Source organism: uncultured Parasphingorhabdus sp., assembly GCF_963975735.1.
Classification (GTDB): domain Bacteria; phylum Pseudomonadota; class Alphaproteobacteria; order Sphingomonadales; family Sphingomonadaceae; genus Parasphingorhabdus.
Map to the genome: position 1 here is coordinate 119,717 of NZ_CAXBIA010000001.1, position 15,676 is coordinate 135,392.

The 15,676-nt window shown below is 59.6% G+C and carries 15 protein-coding genes; 9 read left to right on the top strand and 6 right to left on the bottom strand.

Annotation, left to right across the window (positions count from 1 at the left end; all coding sequences use genetic code 11):
• Positions 1 to 2: 2 nt before the first annotated feature.
• The 5 genes from AACZ86_RS00600 to AACZ86_RS00620 form a co-directional block, all read right to left on the bottom strand.
• The gene (locus AACZ86_RS00600; protein ID WP_339688599.1) at positions 3 to 605 is read right to left on the bottom strand and encodes a nucleotidyltransferase family protein; all 603 of its coding nucleotides are present in this window, start codon (positions 603 to 605) and stop codon (positions 3 to 5) included.
• Positions 602 to 1,066: a c-type cytochrome gene (locus AACZ86_RS00605; RefSeq protein ID WP_339688601.1), complete on the bottom strand. Its 465-nt coding sequence runs from the start codon at positions 1,064 to 1,066 to the stop codon at positions 602 to 604. Before AACZ86_RS00605 ends, AACZ86_RS00600 begins: the two co-directional genes overlap by 4 nt.
• Before the next feature lie 13 nt (positions 1,067 to 1,079).
• Entirely contained in the window at positions 1,080 to 3,287 is a 2,208-nt protein-coding gene (locus AACZ86_RS00610) for a molybdopterin cofactor-binding domain-containing protein (RefSeq protein ID WP_339688604.1), read from the bottom strand.
• Between the two features lie 3 nt (positions 3,288 to 3,290).
• Complete coding sequence (locus tag AACZ86_RS00615; RefSeq protein WP_339688606.1) at positions 3,291 to 3,770, bottom strand: (2Fe-2S)-binding protein; 480 nt, start codon at positions 3,768 to 3,770, stop codon at positions 3,291 to 3,293.
• Between the two features lie 102 nt (positions 3,771 to 3,872).
• Complete coding sequence (locus tag AACZ86_RS00620; RefSeq protein ID WP_339688609.1) at positions 3,873 to 4,631, bottom strand: hypothetical protein; 759 nt, start codon at positions 4,629 to 4,631, stop codon at positions 3,873 to 3,875.
• A gap of 47 nt (positions 4,632 to 4,678) precedes the next feature.
• On the opposite strand from AACZ86_RS00620, the gene AACZ86_RS00625 reads away from it, so the two are divergent.
• From AACZ86_RS00625 to AACZ86_RS00665, 9 genes are all read left to right on the top strand, one after another.
• Entirely contained in the window at positions 4,679 to 5,422 is a 744-nt protein-coding gene (locus AACZ86_RS00625) for a hypothetical protein (RefSeq protein WP_339688612.1), read from the top strand.
• Positions 5,419 to 6,699, top strand: a complete 1,281-nt coding sequence (locus AACZ86_RS00630; protein ID WP_339688614.1) for a DUF4350 domain-containing protein — start codon at positions 5,419 to 5,421, stop codon at positions 6,697 to 6,699. Before AACZ86_RS00625 ends, AACZ86_RS00630 begins: the two co-directional genes overlap by 4 nt.
• Positions 6,696 to 7,652 (top strand): MoxR family ATPase, encoded by a 957-nt coding sequence (locus AACZ86_RS00635; RefSeq protein ID WP_339688616.1) that lies wholly within the window; start codon positions 6,696 to 6,698, stop codon positions 7,650 to 7,652. The genes AACZ86_RS00630 and AACZ86_RS00635 overlap by 4 nt, the downstream gene beginning before the upstream one ends.
• Entirely contained in the window at positions 7,649 to 8,971 is a 1,323-nt protein-coding gene (locus AACZ86_RS00640) for a DUF58 domain-containing protein (RefSeq protein ID WP_339688618.1), read from the top strand. The genes AACZ86_RS00635 and AACZ86_RS00640 overlap by 4 nt, the downstream gene beginning before the upstream one ends.
• Complete coding sequence (locus tag AACZ86_RS00645) at positions 8,968 to 9,990, top strand: stage II sporulation protein M (RefSeq protein WP_339688621.1); 1,023 nt, start codon at positions 8,968 to 8,970, stop codon at positions 9,988 to 9,990. Before AACZ86_RS00640 ends, AACZ86_RS00645 begins: the two co-directional genes overlap by 4 nt.
• Positions 9,987 to 10,934 carry an RDD family protein gene (locus AACZ86_RS00650; RefSeq protein ID WP_339688622.1) on the top strand — a complete coding sequence of 316 codons (948 nt, stop codon included), beginning with the start codon at positions 9,987 to 9,989 and terminating at the stop codon, positions 10,932 to 10,934. The genes AACZ86_RS00645 and AACZ86_RS00650 overlap by 4 nt, the downstream gene beginning before the upstream one ends.
• A gap of 120 nt (positions 10,935 to 11,054) precedes the next feature.
• On the top strand, positions 11,055 to 12,251 hold the full coding sequence (locus AACZ86_RS00655; RefSeq protein WP_339688625.1) for an acyl-CoA dehydrogenase family protein: 1,197 nt from the start codon (positions 11,055 to 11,057) through the stop codon (positions 12,249 to 12,251).
• A gap of 24 nt (positions 12,252 to 12,275) precedes the next feature.
• A complete protein-coding gene (locus tag AACZ86_RS00660) occupies positions 12,276 to 13,409 on the top strand; it encodes an acyl-CoA dehydrogenase (protein WP_339688627.1) in 1,134 nt (377 codons plus the stop codon).
• Positions 13,410 to 13,608: 199 nt separating this feature from the next.
• A complete protein-coding gene (locus AACZ86_RS00665; protein ID WP_339688629.1) occupies positions 13,609 to 14,910 on the top strand; it encodes an MFS transporter in 1,302 nt (433 codons plus the stop codon).
• On the opposite strand, the gene AACZ86_RS00670 is transcribed toward AACZ86_RS00665, so the two are convergent.
• Positions 14,899 to 15,639: an SDR family oxidoreductase gene (locus tag AACZ86_RS00670; RefSeq protein WP_339688632.1), complete on the bottom strand. Its 741-nt coding sequence runs from the start codon at positions 15,637 to 15,639 to the stop codon at positions 14,899 to 14,901. The two genes, AACZ86_RS00665 and AACZ86_RS00670, sit on opposite strands and share 12 nt — an antisense overlap.
• Positions 15,640 to 15,676 lie beyond the last annotated feature (37 nt).

Below are 15,676 nucleotides of genomic sequence, written 5' to 3' on the forward strand. Positions count from 1 at the left end.
AGCTATTCGTTCTGTTTTGCGATTCGGTTAGCTTCTGCCAAATCTTCCGGTGTGTCGATATCCGTCAGCAGATGATCGCTGCCCGCAATTAGAAGAGCATCGCCCAGCAGCTTTCTGGCGCCAGTATCGCCTGTTAGTCCCAATAGCGTTTCCAGCGCGCCGGAGGGAAAAATTGCCGGTGGCATCGGTTGTTCGTGGCGGGTGGATGCAGTGGTGCGGGTCCCGCCTTCTTGCTCGAAGGCAGCAATCAGTCTTCCGATATGCCCGTTTGTCACAAAAGGCATGTCGGCCAGCATGATGCACAATGCGCTGGCTCCGGATGCAATCGCCTGGGCAGCGGCGAGGCGGACAGATGTTGCCTGGCCTTGTGCGGCGGCATCATTGGCGATCATCTGATAGCCGAGCGCACCCCATTGTGGCGCGCAATCATGTTCGGGCGACCCGATCACAAGCTTTCGGGCGAAGGGAAGGCCGGCGGCGGCCTCGGCTGCGTGCAGGCCCAGCATTCTGTCGCCCAGCGATGCGGCCAGCTTGTCCTGATCGCCAAATCTGCGGGACTGTCCGGCAGCCAGCAGCGCCAGCATGATGCCGGAGCTCTCGTTCAATTGGCGGTAACGCTTTCAATATAGGCGATGACTGCCTGTCGTTTGGCCTGATCCGCAATTGTTCCGGCAACCATCGTCGTGCCGGGAATTTTTGCGGCTGGATCGGCGATATAGCTATCCAGTTCGGCTGCGGTCCAGGTGACGCCCGATGCTTTCAATGCGTCGGAATATTCGAAGCCGGCAACTTTTCCGGCCGCTTTGCCAACAATCCCGAAGAGATTGGGGCCGGCGCCATTGGGAGCGCCCTGTTGCAGCGTGTGGCAGGCGGAGCAATTGGCAAAAGCCGCCTTCCCTTCGGCGATCAGCGCATCGCCCGAATCTCCCGCGACGGCAGCGGTTTCCACCAGCGCGGCGCCCGGTTCGCGGACGATGATCTGCTCCACTGGTCCCGGCGCAGGGTCAGCGCCGCATGCGGCGAGCAGGAAAACGGAAAGGCAGGCAAGGTTTCGCGCTGTGGTCATGTCGTGACTCCGATCAGGCAAAGCTGTGTTTGGACAAAGGCAATTCGCGAATCCGCGTGCCGGTGGCGGCAAAAATCGCGTTGGTGACGGCAGGCGCGATCGGCGGCAGGCCGGGTTCGCCGCCACCGCCGAGACGCTCGTGATCGCCATTGATCAGCGCCACTTCCACCTCGGGCATCTCGTCGATCCGGAGCATCGGATAGTCGTGAAAATTGCTTTGCTGGACGGCGCCGTCCTTGATCGTGATATCGCCATAAAGCGCTGCGGTCAGGCCATAGACAATCCCGCTTTCCATCTGCGCGGTAAAGCCGTCGGGATTGATCGCAAAGCCCGGATCGGCGGCGACATAGACTTTTGTCACCCGTGGCTTGGGTCCGCTCATGTCGACTTCGGCGACCTGTGCAACGATCGACCCGAAGGACGGGACAAAGGCGATGCCGCGGCCATGTTTTTCCGGCAGAGCGCTGCCCCAGCCGGACATTTTCGCGGCGGTGTCGAGCACTTTCAGATGACGCGGCGATTCCGCCAGCAGTTCGCGGCGGAAGGCATAGCCATCCTTGCCGGCGGCATGGGCCATCTCGTCGACAAAGGATTCGATGAAGAATCCGTGCTGGCTGTGATCGACCGAACGCCACGGGCCAAAGCGCAGATGCATCGGCACGTCGACCTTGCGGATTCTGTGGCTGGCAATGTTGTAATGGGGTATGGTTGGCGCGTCTGCGGGATCGAACAGGTGGGTGTGGATATTGTCCCAGCTGACCGCCTTGCCATCCTTGTCGAGCCCGCCGCGGAAGCGACTGGTCGCCGACGGGCGATAATGATCCTGCGCCGTGTCTTCTTCCCGCGACCAGATCATCTTGACCGGATAGCCTGTAGCCTTGGCGATCCGGGTGGCCATGATGATGGCGTCACTGTCGGACCGGCGCCCGAAACCGCCGCCGAGATAGGCGTTGTGATAGGTCACATCCTCGAATGGCAGACCGGCGGCATCGGCAGCCGCCTGGCGGGCATTGACCGGCGCCTGATGGCCCGACCAGACATCGCATTTGCCATCGCGCACCCATGCGGTGCAGTTCATCGGCTCCATCGTCGCGTGGGCAAGGAAGGGCACCTTATATTCCGCTTCGACCTTGGTTGCTGCCTCGGCGAAGCCCTTGGTGACATCGCCCGCTTCGGTCTGCATGTCTCCGCCATCTTCACCGGCCTCGTCGAGATGGCTGGCATAGCGGGCGAAGATCGCGTCCTGATCAAGGCTGTCGCCTTCGGTTTTGCTATATTGGGCGTCGATCGTACCCAGCGCTTGCTGTGCCTGCCAATAGCCGTCGGCCACCACGGCGACAAAATCGCCCATGTTGAGGATCTGCAGCACGCCGGGCATGGTTTTGGCGGTGGTTGCATCCATCGATTCAACCGTGGCGCCGATCACCGGAGGGGCCTTGACCGCCGCATATTTCATCCCCGGGACATCGGCATCAATCCCGAAAACCGCGCTGCCATCGACTTTTTCGGGAATATCATGGCGGGCCTTTGGCTGACCCATGATCTTGTAATTTTCCGGTGATTTGAGCTTGGGTTTGGCGGGCAGGCTTTGCTCGGCGGCGGCGAGGGCGAATTTCGCGAAGGGTTCGGACTTGCCGCTTTTGGCATGGATGAGCATGCTGTCCGCTGTGCTGATTTCGCTCTTCGGAACCTGCCATTCGCTTGCTGCAGCTGCGACCAGCATTTCGCGGGCTGCGGCGCCGGCGGTGCGCATCGCGCGCTGGCCGGTGGCACGCACCGAGTAGCTGCCGCCGGTGAATTGCAAGCCCATGGCCTGCGCCAGTTCCAATATGCCGCCCGCGACCGTCGGTTCGAACAGCGCCGGCACCTGCAGATTGGGAAACAGGAAATCGCGACCGATCGAATCGGATACATATTGCATGTCGGCAGGCGCTTCGAGAATCTGCACCTTGTTCCAGTCGGCATCCATCTCGTCCGCCAGCATCTGGGCCAGCGCGGTATGGACACCTTGCCCCATTTCGACATGCGGAATGACGGCGGTGACGACATTGTCGGTATCGACCTTCACCCATGCATTGAGCAGCTGCTCATTCTCGCCATTAGTGAGTAGCGGGCTCAGCTTGTTGATCGGATTGCCCTGACGGACCGCTACGCCGACAACCAGAGCGCTACCGGCAACGACACCGGCGCCGATGAATGCGCGTCTTGACCATTTGCCCATGATCTAAGCCTCCACTTTCGCGGGTTGTTCGATGCCTGCAGCCGCCTTGATCGCCTTGCGTATCCGGCCATACATGCCGCAGCGGCAGACATTGCCGGCCATGGCTTCGTCGATCTGCGCGTCGGTCGGCCGGGGATTTTTCTCCAGCAGCGCAGTGGCCGACATGATCTGGCCGGACTGGCAATAGCCGCATTGGGGAACCTGCGCTTCGATCCAGGCCTGCTGGACCTTGTGCAAAGTGCCGTCTTCGCTGGCGATGCCCTCGATGGTGGTTACTGTCTTTCCGTCGGCGGCGGAAACCGGCGTCGAACAGCTGCGGACCGGTTTGCCATCCAAATGCACGGTGCAGGCCCCGCACTGGGCGATGCCGCAGCCGAATTTGGTGCCGGGCATTTTCAGATTTTCGCGGACAACCCACAATATCGGTGTCGCCGGGTCGACGTCGACCTCTCTGGCCTGGCCGTTGACGTTCAGCTTGATCATGAGAATTTCACCTGGATGATTGAATAGCAATATGCAACTTATAGGCAATTATGCGTTATATGCCAATCAATCTGTTCGCCGGTACGGGCCGCTCGGTTCCATTCAGGCAAATACATCTGCCAGTGCGTCCGTATTTCCGCCCTCTTTCGCGATGCGAAGATCGACATAGACCGCGGCAATACCGGTTCCCTGTATCGCGCCGGTCAGCGTGTTGATGACCAGACCGATGATCGTGACTCCGACGGTGCCGGCAAAGGCGAAGGGTATCATGAAAAGGCCCAGAACCGTTGCGATAACCACATAAACCACGAACAAAAGCAATATCCAGCGCTTCGAACCCTTGGTCAATTCCGCGCTGCGCTTCAGGGAATCAATGATCCCCTTGTCTTCGGCCATCATGACCGGCGAGGCAACGATCCACATCAGGGCCAATATCAGGCCGGGGATAACGAGCAATATCAGGCCCAGCATTATGCCCAATGTCATCACTATGCCCAGACCGATCAGAGGCAATATTTTGCCGATCGCCTGGCTAACGCATTCGCCCAGGCTGACTGTCTGCCCGTTGAGGTCCTTGACCGTGGCGATGATGAAGGTGGCCTGCAGCAAAATCGACAATATGATGAACAACAGCCATCCTCCGAATGCTGTTGCAATCATCGACGGGGAACTGAACATCGTCATCATTGCGGTTGCATCAACGCCAGCCGCCGATGCGCCGGTCGCCATCTGGATAAGTGCCTGTGGCAGAGCGACCATCAGGAATGACAGGCCGAGAAACATCAACGGATTGCGTTTGATCACGCCGAAAGTGTTGTTGAGTACTCGCCCAATATCCAGATGCTGTACTGTGTCTGCCATCTCAAATCCCCCCAAATTTTCTATGCCTGATCAAATTGTCACAAATTGTGCAGAAGGTAAAGCTTTACAAAACAACGATCTTCGCTCTTGCCCGATCATCGGGATTCTGCGAGACTTTGGCGGTGGTAAAAGCAGCGCAAGACAAGGGAAATGAAGTAGGCGCTTCTTTTGATGGCGCGTGGGACGACGTGCGCGCCGATGCAACGATCCAGTTTGTCCCCAGCCCGGCACCCCGGCCACCGGAAATTCCGCAATGGTGGCAGGATTTTCTCGACTGGCTTGGCGACTTGCTCAGACCGCTGTTCGAAATGGTCGCGGCGGCCTGGCCGATATTGCGTATCCTGTTGCTGGTGCTGCTTGCCGCAGCTGTGCTGACTTTGCTCTGGATAATTATCGCGCCTTATGTCGAGCAATGGCGCGGCCGGAAACGTCCGCCGGAGGATGCCTGGCAACCGCAACCGGCGGCAGCGCGGGAGCTGCTCGCGCAAGCCGAGGCACTGGCCGCCGAGGGCCAGTTTGACCAGGCGGTCCGCCTGCTGCTCCATCACAGCATCGCCGATATTGAACAACGCCGGCCAGACCTGCTGCGCCCGTCCAATACGTCGCGGGAGATCGAGCGATTTGACAGTTTGCCCGAAACCGCACGGTCGATGTTTGCGGTGATCGTCGGTCAGGTCGAGCGCGGCATATTTGCGGCTCTGCCGATTGACGAGAGCGGATGGCAGGTATCGCGCGATGCCTATGCCGGTTTTGCGCTCAAGGAAAGCTGGCGGAGCGCAGGAAAAGGATGAGCGCTCAGGCCAATCCATTCCAGCGGACCACGATCGTCATCATGTTCGCGGTCGGTTTCGCGGCGTTCGTAGCGCTGCTCTACGGGCTGGGGATGGGTGACCCTCTGGCCTCGGGCAAAAATGGCGAAGCCCACGGCGCATCCAACAGCATCGTCGGATATAAGGCCTTTGCCAATCTGCTCGAAAAAACCGACGTTCCGGTGCAATATTCGCGCTCTCCGGGGGGGATGGACAACGAGGGGCTGCTGATTCTGACGCCGGGACCGTTTACACCCACCGAAGACATTGATGCTGTCGTTCAGCAGCGTTCCTATGTCGGGCCGACGATGATAATCTTGCCGAAATGGCAAGTGGTCCAAAACCCAAAGCTGGAGAAAGGCTGGGTTACACGCGGAGACTTGTGGGGCGGCGACCCGGGAGAGGCAATGCTGAAAGACCTTGCGGACGTCAGTATCACCGTCGATGACAAGGCGCGTCCCGGAAAAGCATTGGCTTCGGCCGTTGGCGCGCGCGTGAAAACGCCGGAAATGCCAGTCACCATCAAGGGCGATTTTATCCGCACGGTGGTCCGGGGGCCGTCGTCAGGGAGTGCGCTGGTCGCCTATCGCGATGATGGCGGTGTCTATGCCCAACTGGACCGGCTCGATGAATCGCGCATTGCCGACGAAGACGAGATAGATGCATCCTTCTATCCGGTGGTGATTGTTGCCGACGCTGATCTGCTCAGCAACGGGGGCATGGCAGACAAATCGACCGCCCGCCACGCGCTCGCGCTGGTCAAGGCGGCTTCCACAGCCAGCGATGGCGGCGTGACATTCGACCTCACGTTCAACGGTCTGGGGCGTTCGGAAAATCTGCTGACTCTGGCTTTCGCGCCGCCGTTTCTGTCGGCGACCATTTGCCTGATCACAGCAGCTCTGGCTGCGGCCTGGATGGCGTTCAACCGCTTCGGGCCGCCGGTCATGGAAAAGCGCAGCCTGGATTTTGGCAAAAGCGCGCTGGTCAATAACAGCGCTGCCTTCATCAGCCGGATGCAGCGCGGATATCTGGTCACCGATCCCTATGCCGAGATGATCCGTACGCAATCGGCCGAGGCCATCGGTATCAGCCCGCATGCCGACGAACAGGAAATCCATCAAAAACTGGACGCGTTGGGGGAAAGCGGCGGCAACCGTTTCTCCACCCTGTTCCAGCAACTCGTTCGCGCCCGCAAACCGCAGGAAATTGCCGACGGGGCCGCGGCCCTCCACGCCTGGAAAAAGGAATTTATCGGATGAACATCGACGAACTCAAGACGCTGGCGGACAATATCCGTGGTCAGGTGGCCAAGGCGATCATCGGGCAGGAGGAAATTGTCGACCATCTGCTGATCGCGCTGTTCTCGTCCGGCCATGTGCTGCTCGAAGGGCCGCCGGGCACGGCAAAGACCTTTCTGGCGCAATGTTTTTCGGCCACGCTGGGTCTGGATTTCGGACGCATCCAGTTCACTCCCGATCTGATGCCCGGCGACATTATCGGGTCCAATCTGTTCAACTTCCAGACCAGCAGCTTCACCCTGACCCGGGGGCCGATTTTCTGCGACCTGTTGCTCGCCGACGAAATCAACCGGACCCCGCCGAAAACACAGGCCGCGATGCTGGAGGCTATGCAGGAGCGTTCGGTGACCATCGATGGCGAGACCCATGCGCTGGGTTCGCGTTTCATGGTGGTTGCCACCCAGAATCCGATCGAGCAGCAGGGCGTCTATCCGCTGCCCGAGGCCCAGCTCGACCGCTTTCTGTTCAAGCTGCTCGTCGAATATCCCGACGCCGAGGAAGAGAAGCGGATCGTTGCCCAATATGGCGAGCGCATCGGCGCGCCGGTGCCAAGGGACTTCGGCATCGAAACACAGGCCGACAGCGCGACGCTGACTGCCGCGACCGAGGCGGTGAAGTCGGTCAAGCTGGTCGAGGATGTGGTCGACTATGTTGTCCGTCTTATCCGGGCGACCCGCGAAACAGCCGAACTGGAAAATGGCGCCAGTCCGCGCGCCGCGATCATGCTGGCCAATGCCGCGCGGGCGCGGGCAGCGATTTCCGGCCGGGACTATGTCATCCCCGATGATGTCAAAGCGCTTGCGCCCTCGGTGCTCCGTCACCGGACCATGCTTTCTCCCGCAGCCGAGATTGAAGGCCGGCAGGTCGATAATATTATCACCGGGCTGGTCGAACGGACGGAAGCCCCTCGTTGAATTTTTACCCGACCGCACGGGCCGTCTGGCTGATCGCGCTCGGCGCGCCGATTGCCGCGATACTCGCGGCGATCATTCCGTCGCTATGGGCGATCGGTGCGGGATGGGCGGCTATGCTTTTGCTTTTGCTCATTCTCGACGGACTGGTCGCCGCGAGGGCGAACGAGGTGCGTTTGACGGTGTCTGGCAGCGCCGAGATCGGTGCACCGCTGTCGCTCGGGCTGGCTGCGGATTTCTCCGGAAAGACCGGGCCACGGAAACTGTTTGGCAATCTCGGACTGGATGAGCGGCTGGCGGAAGACGGAACGGTCGCTTTCGTCCTGGACCGCACCACCGCAGACAGCCAGGGTTTTTCCGGGCAGGCGACCACGATTCCCGTCAGACGGGGAACCGGAGAGATCGGCAAGCTGTGGCTGAGGTGGACGGGGCCGCTTGGTCTGGCGTGGCGACAGATCCAGAAGCAGAGCAGCCAGAGCGTCGCCGTGATGCCCAATATTTCGGCCGTCCGCAGTCCCTCGGTGCAAATGTTCCTGCGCGATTCCCTGTTCGGCCTGCTCGCCCGGAAAATTCGCGGCGAAGGCAGCGAATTTGAAGCGCTGGCCGAATATCAGCCGGGCATGGACCGGCGCAGCATCGACTGGAAGGGATCCGCCCGGCACAGCAAATTGCTGGCCAAGGAATATGATACCGAGCGCAACAACCAGATTGTTTTCGCGCTGGATTGCGGATCGGCCATGTGCGAGCCGATTGACGGCTTGCCGCGCATCGACCGGGCCGTGTCGGCGGCGCTGCTGACCGCCTATATCACGCTCAAGGCCGGCGACCGGACCAGCCTGTTCAGCTTTGCCGCCAAACCGGAATTGTCGACGCCTTTCCTTTCGGGCAGTCGTAACTTCTTCCGCTTGCAGCAGGAAGCGGCGACCATCGACTATCGCCATCAGGAGAGCAATTACACATTGGCGCTGTCGAGCTTGCAGAACCGGCTGCAGCGACGTTCGCTGATCATCATCTTCACCGACTTTACCGACCCGACCGCAGCCGATCTGATGCTCGAGGCGGCGGGGCGGCTGATCGACAAGCATCTGGTGCTGTTCGTGGTTTTAGAGGACCGGGAGCTGACCTCGATTATCGACAAAGCGCCCGAGAGCGCCGAGGATGTCGCGCGGGCGGTGACGGCCCGGAACCTGCTCGACCAGAAAAAACTGGTCCTGACCAGATTGCGGCATATGGGCATTGATGTGATCGAAGGCGCCCATCAGGATATCGGTACGCGCCTGATCAACTCCTATCTCAATATCAAAAGGCGGGGCGCGCTTTGAGCACAGAGCAGGCATTGAGCGCAGCGGTGTTGCGCAGCGACCGTTTCCGGCTTGAGCGGGAGGCGGACTGGATCCGGCTCGAAGACATTGTCACAAAAATGGAGAAGGGCAAGAGCAGGCGGCTGTCGGATGACGATGTGCTGGCGCTGCCGACGCTGTACCGCACTCTGTTATCCAGCCTGTCCATCGCCCGGGAAAATTCGCTCGACGCCGGGCTGATCGACTATCTCGAAGGGCTGGCGCTGCGGTCCTATTTTCTGGTCTATGGTACCCAGACCAACTTCCGCCGCTGGCTCGGCAGCTTCTTTGGCGGCGGCTGGAGCCGGGCAGTCCGGGCAATCCAGCTGGATATCTGGATCGCCTTGTCGGTGATGATCGCCGGCGCGGTGATCGGCTATATACTGGTCGCGGGCGACAGTGACTGGTTCTATGCGCTGGTGCCGGGCGGTCTTTCCGAAGTCCGGGTGCCCGGTGCGAGTGCAGAAGCGTTACGCGGAACGCTTTTCGGTACGGAGGATTCGGACGGATTGGGTGTGTTCGCTGCCTTTCTGTTCAGCAATAATGCGCAGGTCGCGATCCTGGCCTTTGCGCTCGGTTTTGCTTTCGCCATCCCCAGCATATTGCTGCTGATTCACAATATGGCGTTGCTCGGTGCGATGCTCTGGGTCTTTGCCCAGCGAGGCCTGACGGTCGATTTTATCGGCTGGCTCTCGATTCACGGCACGACCGAGCTATTTGCCATATTGCTGGCCGGAGCAGCGGGGATTCATGTCGGCCGTTCGATTGCCTTTCCGGGCGCCAGATCGCATCTCAAGGCGGCCAGTGACGCGGGCAAGCGAGCCGCTGTCGTCATGGTTGGCGTTGTCATCATGCTGATCTGCGCTGGCCTGCTGGAAGGCTTTGCCCGGCAATTGGTCAACAATACCGCTGGCCGCTTTGGTGTCGGCGGCGGGATGTTGCTGCTGTGGCTGCTCTATTTCACCGGCTTCGGGCGCGAACGGCGGAGGCCGGGCGCATGACCGAGAGCAAAGCTGTCGAGCCATGGATCCGGCGATCCGCCAATCCGAAACTCGACCGGGTCATGGTTACACCGGAAGGCGTGTCGCTCAACGTCACGGTTGCTGCCGCCGGCGCAAGAGCCGGCGCGCTTGCGCTCGATATCGTGATCATTCTCGGTTTGATTCTGGTGGTCACGATCGCCGGGTTGCTGATTCTATGGGGCTTCGGACTGACCATTGAAGGAAATCTCGATAATACGAGCGGTCCGTTGCAAATATTGGCGGTCCTCTGGATCATCTCCGTCTTTCTGTTTCGCAACGCCTATTTCCTATATTTTGAACTGGGCGATCGTGCCGCGACATGGGGCAAGCGAGCCGTCGGCATCCGCGTGGCAGCGCGAGACGGCGGACGGCTGACCGCAGAAGCGGTTATCGCCCGCAACATCGTGCGCGATGTCGAACTCTTCCTGCCGCTGATGTTTCTGACGTCTGGCGAAGCCAGTGGAACAATGTCGGACTTCACCTCCTGGGCGGGTTTCCTCTGGGTGCTGATGTTTCTGCTCTTTCCCTTGTTCAACAACGACCGGCTGCGCGGCGGTGACGTGATCGCCGGTACCTGGGTTATCCAGAATGTGAAAAAGAATCTCGGCGACATTGTCGCTCCCTCTGCAGCGCAGCTTTCGGCCGATGGCGCTCCGGCGACCGCGCGCTATCAATTTTCCGACGAGGACTTGTCGGTCTATGGCGAATATGAATTGCAGACACTGGAAAATGTTCTGCGCAGCGACCAGAATGAAGCGCTGGAAAAGGTAGCCGCGTCTATCTGCGAGAAAATCGGATGGGAACCGGGCAGCGGCGATGAACGGATCTTTCTCGAGGCTTATTATACCGCGCTGCGCGCCCGGCTGGAGCGGAGCATGAAATTTGGCAAGCGGCGCAAGGACAAGTTTTCCCCGCACGAGTAATAAGACGGGGTGGCACCGATCCGGCGGTTCCGTAGCGTCACCTTAATTGCTTGGTTAATTGCTTGTTTTCGGCGGGTTTCGCCCTATAGTCCAGCCAAATTCTGACCAAGGAGCGTTCCCATGAATCTGGAATTCACAGAAGAAGAAAAGGCCTTTCGCGCTGAAGTGCGTGAATTTATTGAAAATAACTATCCCGAAAACATCGGGACTCGCGGCGTGCAGGATGACATGAGTCCCGAGGACATGGTCGCCTGGCACAAGATATTGGGCAAAAAGGGCTGGTCGACTCCGGCCTGGCCGAAGGAATATGGCGGTACCGACTGGACGCCGACCCAGCGCTACATCTGGGGCGAAGAAAATGCGCGGAAAAGTACCGTGATGCCATTGCCGTTCGGCGTCGCGATGGTCGCGCCGGTGATCTACACATTCGGCAACGAAGAACAGAAGGCACAGCATCTGCCGGGTATCCGTTCGGGTGAAGTATGGTGGTGCCAGGGCTATTCCGAGCCTGGTGCCGGTTCCGATCTGGCCTCGCTGAAGACCACCGCGGTTCGCGACGGCGACGATTATATCCTCAACGGCCAGAAGACCTGGACCACATTGGCACAACATGCCGACTGGGGTTTCTTCCTCTGCCGTACCGACCCGGATGCGCCCAAGCCGCAAATGGGTATCAGCTTCATTCTCGTCGACATGAAGACACCCGGCATTGAAGTCCGCCCGATCAAGCTGATCGACGGCGGCTATGAAGTCAACGAAGTATGGCTGACCGATGTCCGTGTGCCTGCGACCAATTTGATTGGTCAGGAAAATCAGGGCTGGACCTATGCCAAATTCCTGCTCGCGCACGAACGCTCCGGCATTGCCGGTGTGGCGCGCTCGAAGCGCGGTATCGAACAGCTCAAGGAAATTGCGAAGGCGGAAATGCTCGATGGCAAGCCGCTGATCGAGGATATGGGTTTCGCCCAGAAGATCAGCCAGCTGGAGATTGATCTCTCGGCGCTTGAAATCACCGAACTCAGAACATTGGCAGGCGAACAGGCTGGCAAGGGTCCGGGACCGGAGAGTTCGTTGCTCAAGGTCAAGGGTACGGAAATCCAGCAGCGGCTGACAGAGCTGACACTGGAAGCGGTTGGCCATTATGGCGCACCCGATTTCCGCAGCTTCCCGGATGACGGGTCGAACGACTTCCCGATTGGTCCGGACTATGCCCATCACGCGGCACCGACCTATTTCAACATGCGCAAGACGTCGATCTACGGCGGGTCCAACGAGATCCAGCGCAACATCATCACCAAAATGATCCTCGGCCTTTAACCGGACCGACAAAGGGGAACCAATATGGATTTCGATTTTACCGACGAACAAAATATGGTGCGCGACGGAATTTCGCGCCTGATCCGCGAGCAATATGACTTTGATACGCGCCGCAATGTGATCGCCAGCGAATCCGGCTGGCGTCCGGAGCTCTGGGCGCAGCTGGCCGAGCTTGGCATGCTGGCCGCTCCATTTTCGGAAGAAGACGGCGGATTTGGCGGCGCTACCGAAGCGATGATCATCATGGAAGAATTCGGCAAGGGCCTCGCGGTCGAGCCGTTCATCCCGAGCGTGGTCTGCGCTGGCGGCTTGCTGAAACATGGCGGCAATTCTGCGCAGCGTGAAGAATATATCGGCGGGATCATTTCCGGCGAGATGATTTTTGCCTTTGCCTATGCCGAACCACGCGGCCGCTATGATCTGGCAAATCTGGAAACCTCGGCAAAGGCCGATGGCGGCGATTATATCCTCAACGGTCACAAAGCCGTCGTGATTGGCGCACCGTGGGCGACGCATCTTGTCGTGACCGCGCGCACATCGGGCGGGCAGACTGACAAGGACGGTGTCTCGGTATTCGTCGTCGACAAGGCGGCCCAGGGCGTGAGCACCCGCGACTATGCCACCGTCGACGGCCGCCGCGCTTCGGAAGTCTATTTCGAGAATGTCAAAGTCTCCGGTGATGCTTTAATTGGTGAAGCAGGTAATGGTCTGCCGTTGATCGAGAAAGTCGTCGACGAAGCAACCGCTGCGGTCTGTGCCGAAGCGGTTGGCGCGATGAAGGTGACCAACGAAACCACGCTCGACTATTCGCGCCAGCGCAAGCAGTTTGGCACACCGATCGGTTCTTTCCAGGTGCTTCAGCACCGGATGGCTGACATGCTGATGGAATATGAGCAGTCGGTTTCGATGTGCTATCTTGCCACGATCAAGCTCGATGAAGACGACGCGACGCGGAAGAAAAATGTTTCTGCAGCTAAAGTCCGCATCGGTCAGGCCGGACGTTTCATCGGCCAGTCGGCTATCCAGACCCATGGCGGCATGGGCATGACCGACGAGCTCGCAGTGGGCAGCTATTTCAAGCGTCTGTCGATCATCGAAGGCGAGTTCGGCAGCGTCGATCATCATATGCGGCGGCACATTGCGCTGACCGCGGGTTAGTCGAACAAAACCGTTCGTCCTGAGCCTGTCGAAGGATGAACGCGGCGCAGAGCGGGCTCCAATGTGCTTCGACAAGCTCAGCACGAACGGCATCGCGGGTCGATATGATTTTTGACCCTATCATTTAAGGGGATAGAGCCACGCTGGTTCTGTCCCCTTTTTCACGCTAGATCATTGCCATCCGTTGGAGAGGATGTTGATGAGCAAGTTACCCGAGCAGACTTCCGGCGGCGTCTATCGATATTATGTCCTGATCATGCTGATGCTGACCTTCATGTTCAACATCACCGACCGGCTGGTGATGTCGATCCTGATCGAGGACATCAAGGCGGAGTTCCTGCTGAGCGACACGCAGATCGGGCTGCTCGCCGGGACCGCTTTCACGATATTCTATCTGCTCCTTGGCATTCCGGCCGGTCGGCTGGCGGATCGCACCAATCGGCGGACCATGGTCGCAGTGGCCGTCTCGCTGTGGAGCATCATGGCGGCCTTATGTGGCGCGGCGACCGGTTTCTGGACGCTGTTTCTGGCGCGCCTTGGTGTCGGCGTTGGCGAGGCTGGCGGTGCGCCGCCGTCGGTGTCGATCATCACCGACTATTTCGCGCCGCACGAGCTTTCCCGCGCGATGGGCATCTTCACTGCCGGTGCTGTGCTCGGTCCGGTTCTCGGTTATTCGGCGGGCGGTTATCTTGCTGCGGAATATGGCTGGCGCTGGGCCTTCATCCTGCTCGGCCTGCCGGGCGTACTGCTTGGTATCATACTCTATCTGACCGTCAAGGAGCCGGTGCGCGGCCGGTTTTTCCCGGCCGATGCGAGCGTCTCCGGTGTCACCAAACAGGAACCGTTCAGGACCGCGATGCTCTCGCTCTGGCGCAATTCGATTCTCGCCCGGGTGATCACGGCCAATGCCTTCGCCAATGTTCCGGCCTTCGCCTTTGCCATCTGGCTGGCGCCGATCCTGATGCGCAAATTCGAGATCACCCAGGGAGAAGCGGGCTTGTATCTGGGCGCCGTGCTGTTCGTCGGCGGCGTGCCCGGGATGATATTCGGCGGTTTTCTGGCGGACCATCTGGCAAAGAGAACCCCGAAATGGCGTCCGTGGTATTGCGCTTTGGCGCTCGGCCTGACGCTGCCTTTCTGGGCCTCCTGCCTGCTCGCCGACAGTCTGCAATGGACGTTGGGACTTTATATCGTCGGATATATTCTGCTCGTTTCAACGCAAGGCGCGGCCTATTCGATGATGCAGGCTGCGGTAAAACCGACCGAGCGGGGCACGGCCTCGGCTGTGGGCAGCCTGCTCGCCAATCTGCTCGGCTACGCGATCGGGCCGGCGCTGATCGGCGTGATGAGTGACGGGTGGACCGACAAATATGGTGCAATGTCGCTGAGCTATGCCGTCATGGTCACGGCCGTGGTCAGCCTGACGATCTCGGTTAGCCTGTTCTGGTGGACCAGCAAGGCGATGACCCACCAGCCTTCCGGGCTTGCGCTACAGCAATAGCCCCCCGTCAGCGATAATCGTCTGTCCGACGATATAGCCGGCCAGTGGCGAGGCGAGGAACAGGACCAGACCCGCCATATCGTCCGTATTACCGATGCGGCCGAGCGGGATCGACCGGATCGTCGCTTCCCGCCGCTTGGGATTGTCGGTGGTGACCTTGGTCATCTTTGTGGCGATCAGGCCCGGTGCGACACCATTGACCCGGATGCCGTCCGGTGCCCAGGCCTTGCCCAGGGTGCGGGTCAGTCCGGCGGCACCAGCCTTGGACGCGTTGTAACCGGGATTGCCGACGGTTGCATGGAAGGCCGCGGTCGAACTGATGATGATCAGCGATCCCTTCGTCTCTTTCAGCAGATCGTAAAATTGTCCGGCGCAGGTCATCAGGCTGTTGAGATTGACCTGCACGACCTTGGCGAAATTTTCCGGTTCAAATTCGGCGCGCTTGTACATCACCATTCCTTGCGAACAGACCAAAATGTCGAGCCTGGTGAATTTCTGGCGCAATGCGATGATCGCTGCATCGTCACCGGCATCGAGCTGGTGATAGGTCAGGCCCGCCAGATCGGATCCCTCGTCGGCATTATAGTCGGCTTCGCTGCTTCGGGTGCCGGTGACATGCACCTCTGCACCACGGGCGCGAAAGGCTTGTGCGCTGGCATTGCCGATGCCGCTTGATCCGCCGATGATGCAAACGGTTTGGCCACTATAGTCGAGCGATGGGTCGATCATTTGTTCTTCTCCTATGCAATTGACTATTGGCCGAGCA

Excerpts from the sequence above, each read along its gene's own strand:
- AACZ86_RS00635 (WP_339688616.1), top strand. The coding sequence starts at position 6,696 with ATGAACATCGACGAACTCAAGACGCTGGCGGACAATATCCGTGGTCAG.
- AACZ86_RS00665 (WP_339688629.1), top strand. The coding sequence starts at position 13,609 with ATGAGCAAGTTACCCGAGCAGACTTCCGGCGGCGTCTATCGATATTAT.
- AACZ86_RS00650 (WP_339688622.1), top strand. The coding sequence starts at position 9,987 with ATGACCGAGAGCAAAGCTGTCGAGCCATGGATCCGGCGATCCGCCAAT.
- AACZ86_RS00610 (WP_339688604.1), bottom strand. The coding sequence starts at position 3,287 with ATGGGCAAATGGTCAAGACGCGCATTCATCGGCGCCGGTGTCGTTGCC.
- AACZ86_RS00660 (WP_339688627.1), top strand. The coding sequence starts at position 12,276 with ATGGATTTCGATTTTACCGACGAACAAAATATGGTGCGCGACGGAATT.
- AACZ86_RS00670 (WP_339688632.1), bottom strand. The coding sequence starts at position 15,639 with ATGATCGACCCATCGCTCGACTATAGTGGCCAAACCGTTTGCATCATC.
- AACZ86_RS00630 (WP_339688614.1), top strand. The coding sequence starts at position 5,419 with ATGAGCGCTCAGGCCAATCCATTCCAGCGGACCACGATCGTCATCATG.
- AACZ86_RS00620 (WP_339688609.1), bottom strand. The coding sequence starts at position 4,631 with ATGGCAGACACAGTACAGCATCTGGATATTGGGCGAGTACTCAACAAC.
- AACZ86_RS00605 (WP_339688601.1), bottom strand. The coding sequence starts at position 1,066 with ATGACCACAGCGCGAAACCTTGCCTGCCTTTCCGTTTTCCTGCTCGCC.
- AACZ86_RS00615 (WP_339688606.1), bottom strand. The coding sequence starts at position 3,770 with ATGATCAAGCTGAACGTCAACGGCCAGGCCAGAGAGGTCGACGTCGAC.
- AACZ86_RS00655 (WP_339688625.1), top strand. The coding sequence starts at position 11,055 with ATGAATCTGGAATTCACAGAAGAAGAAAAGGCCTTTCGCGCTGAAGTG.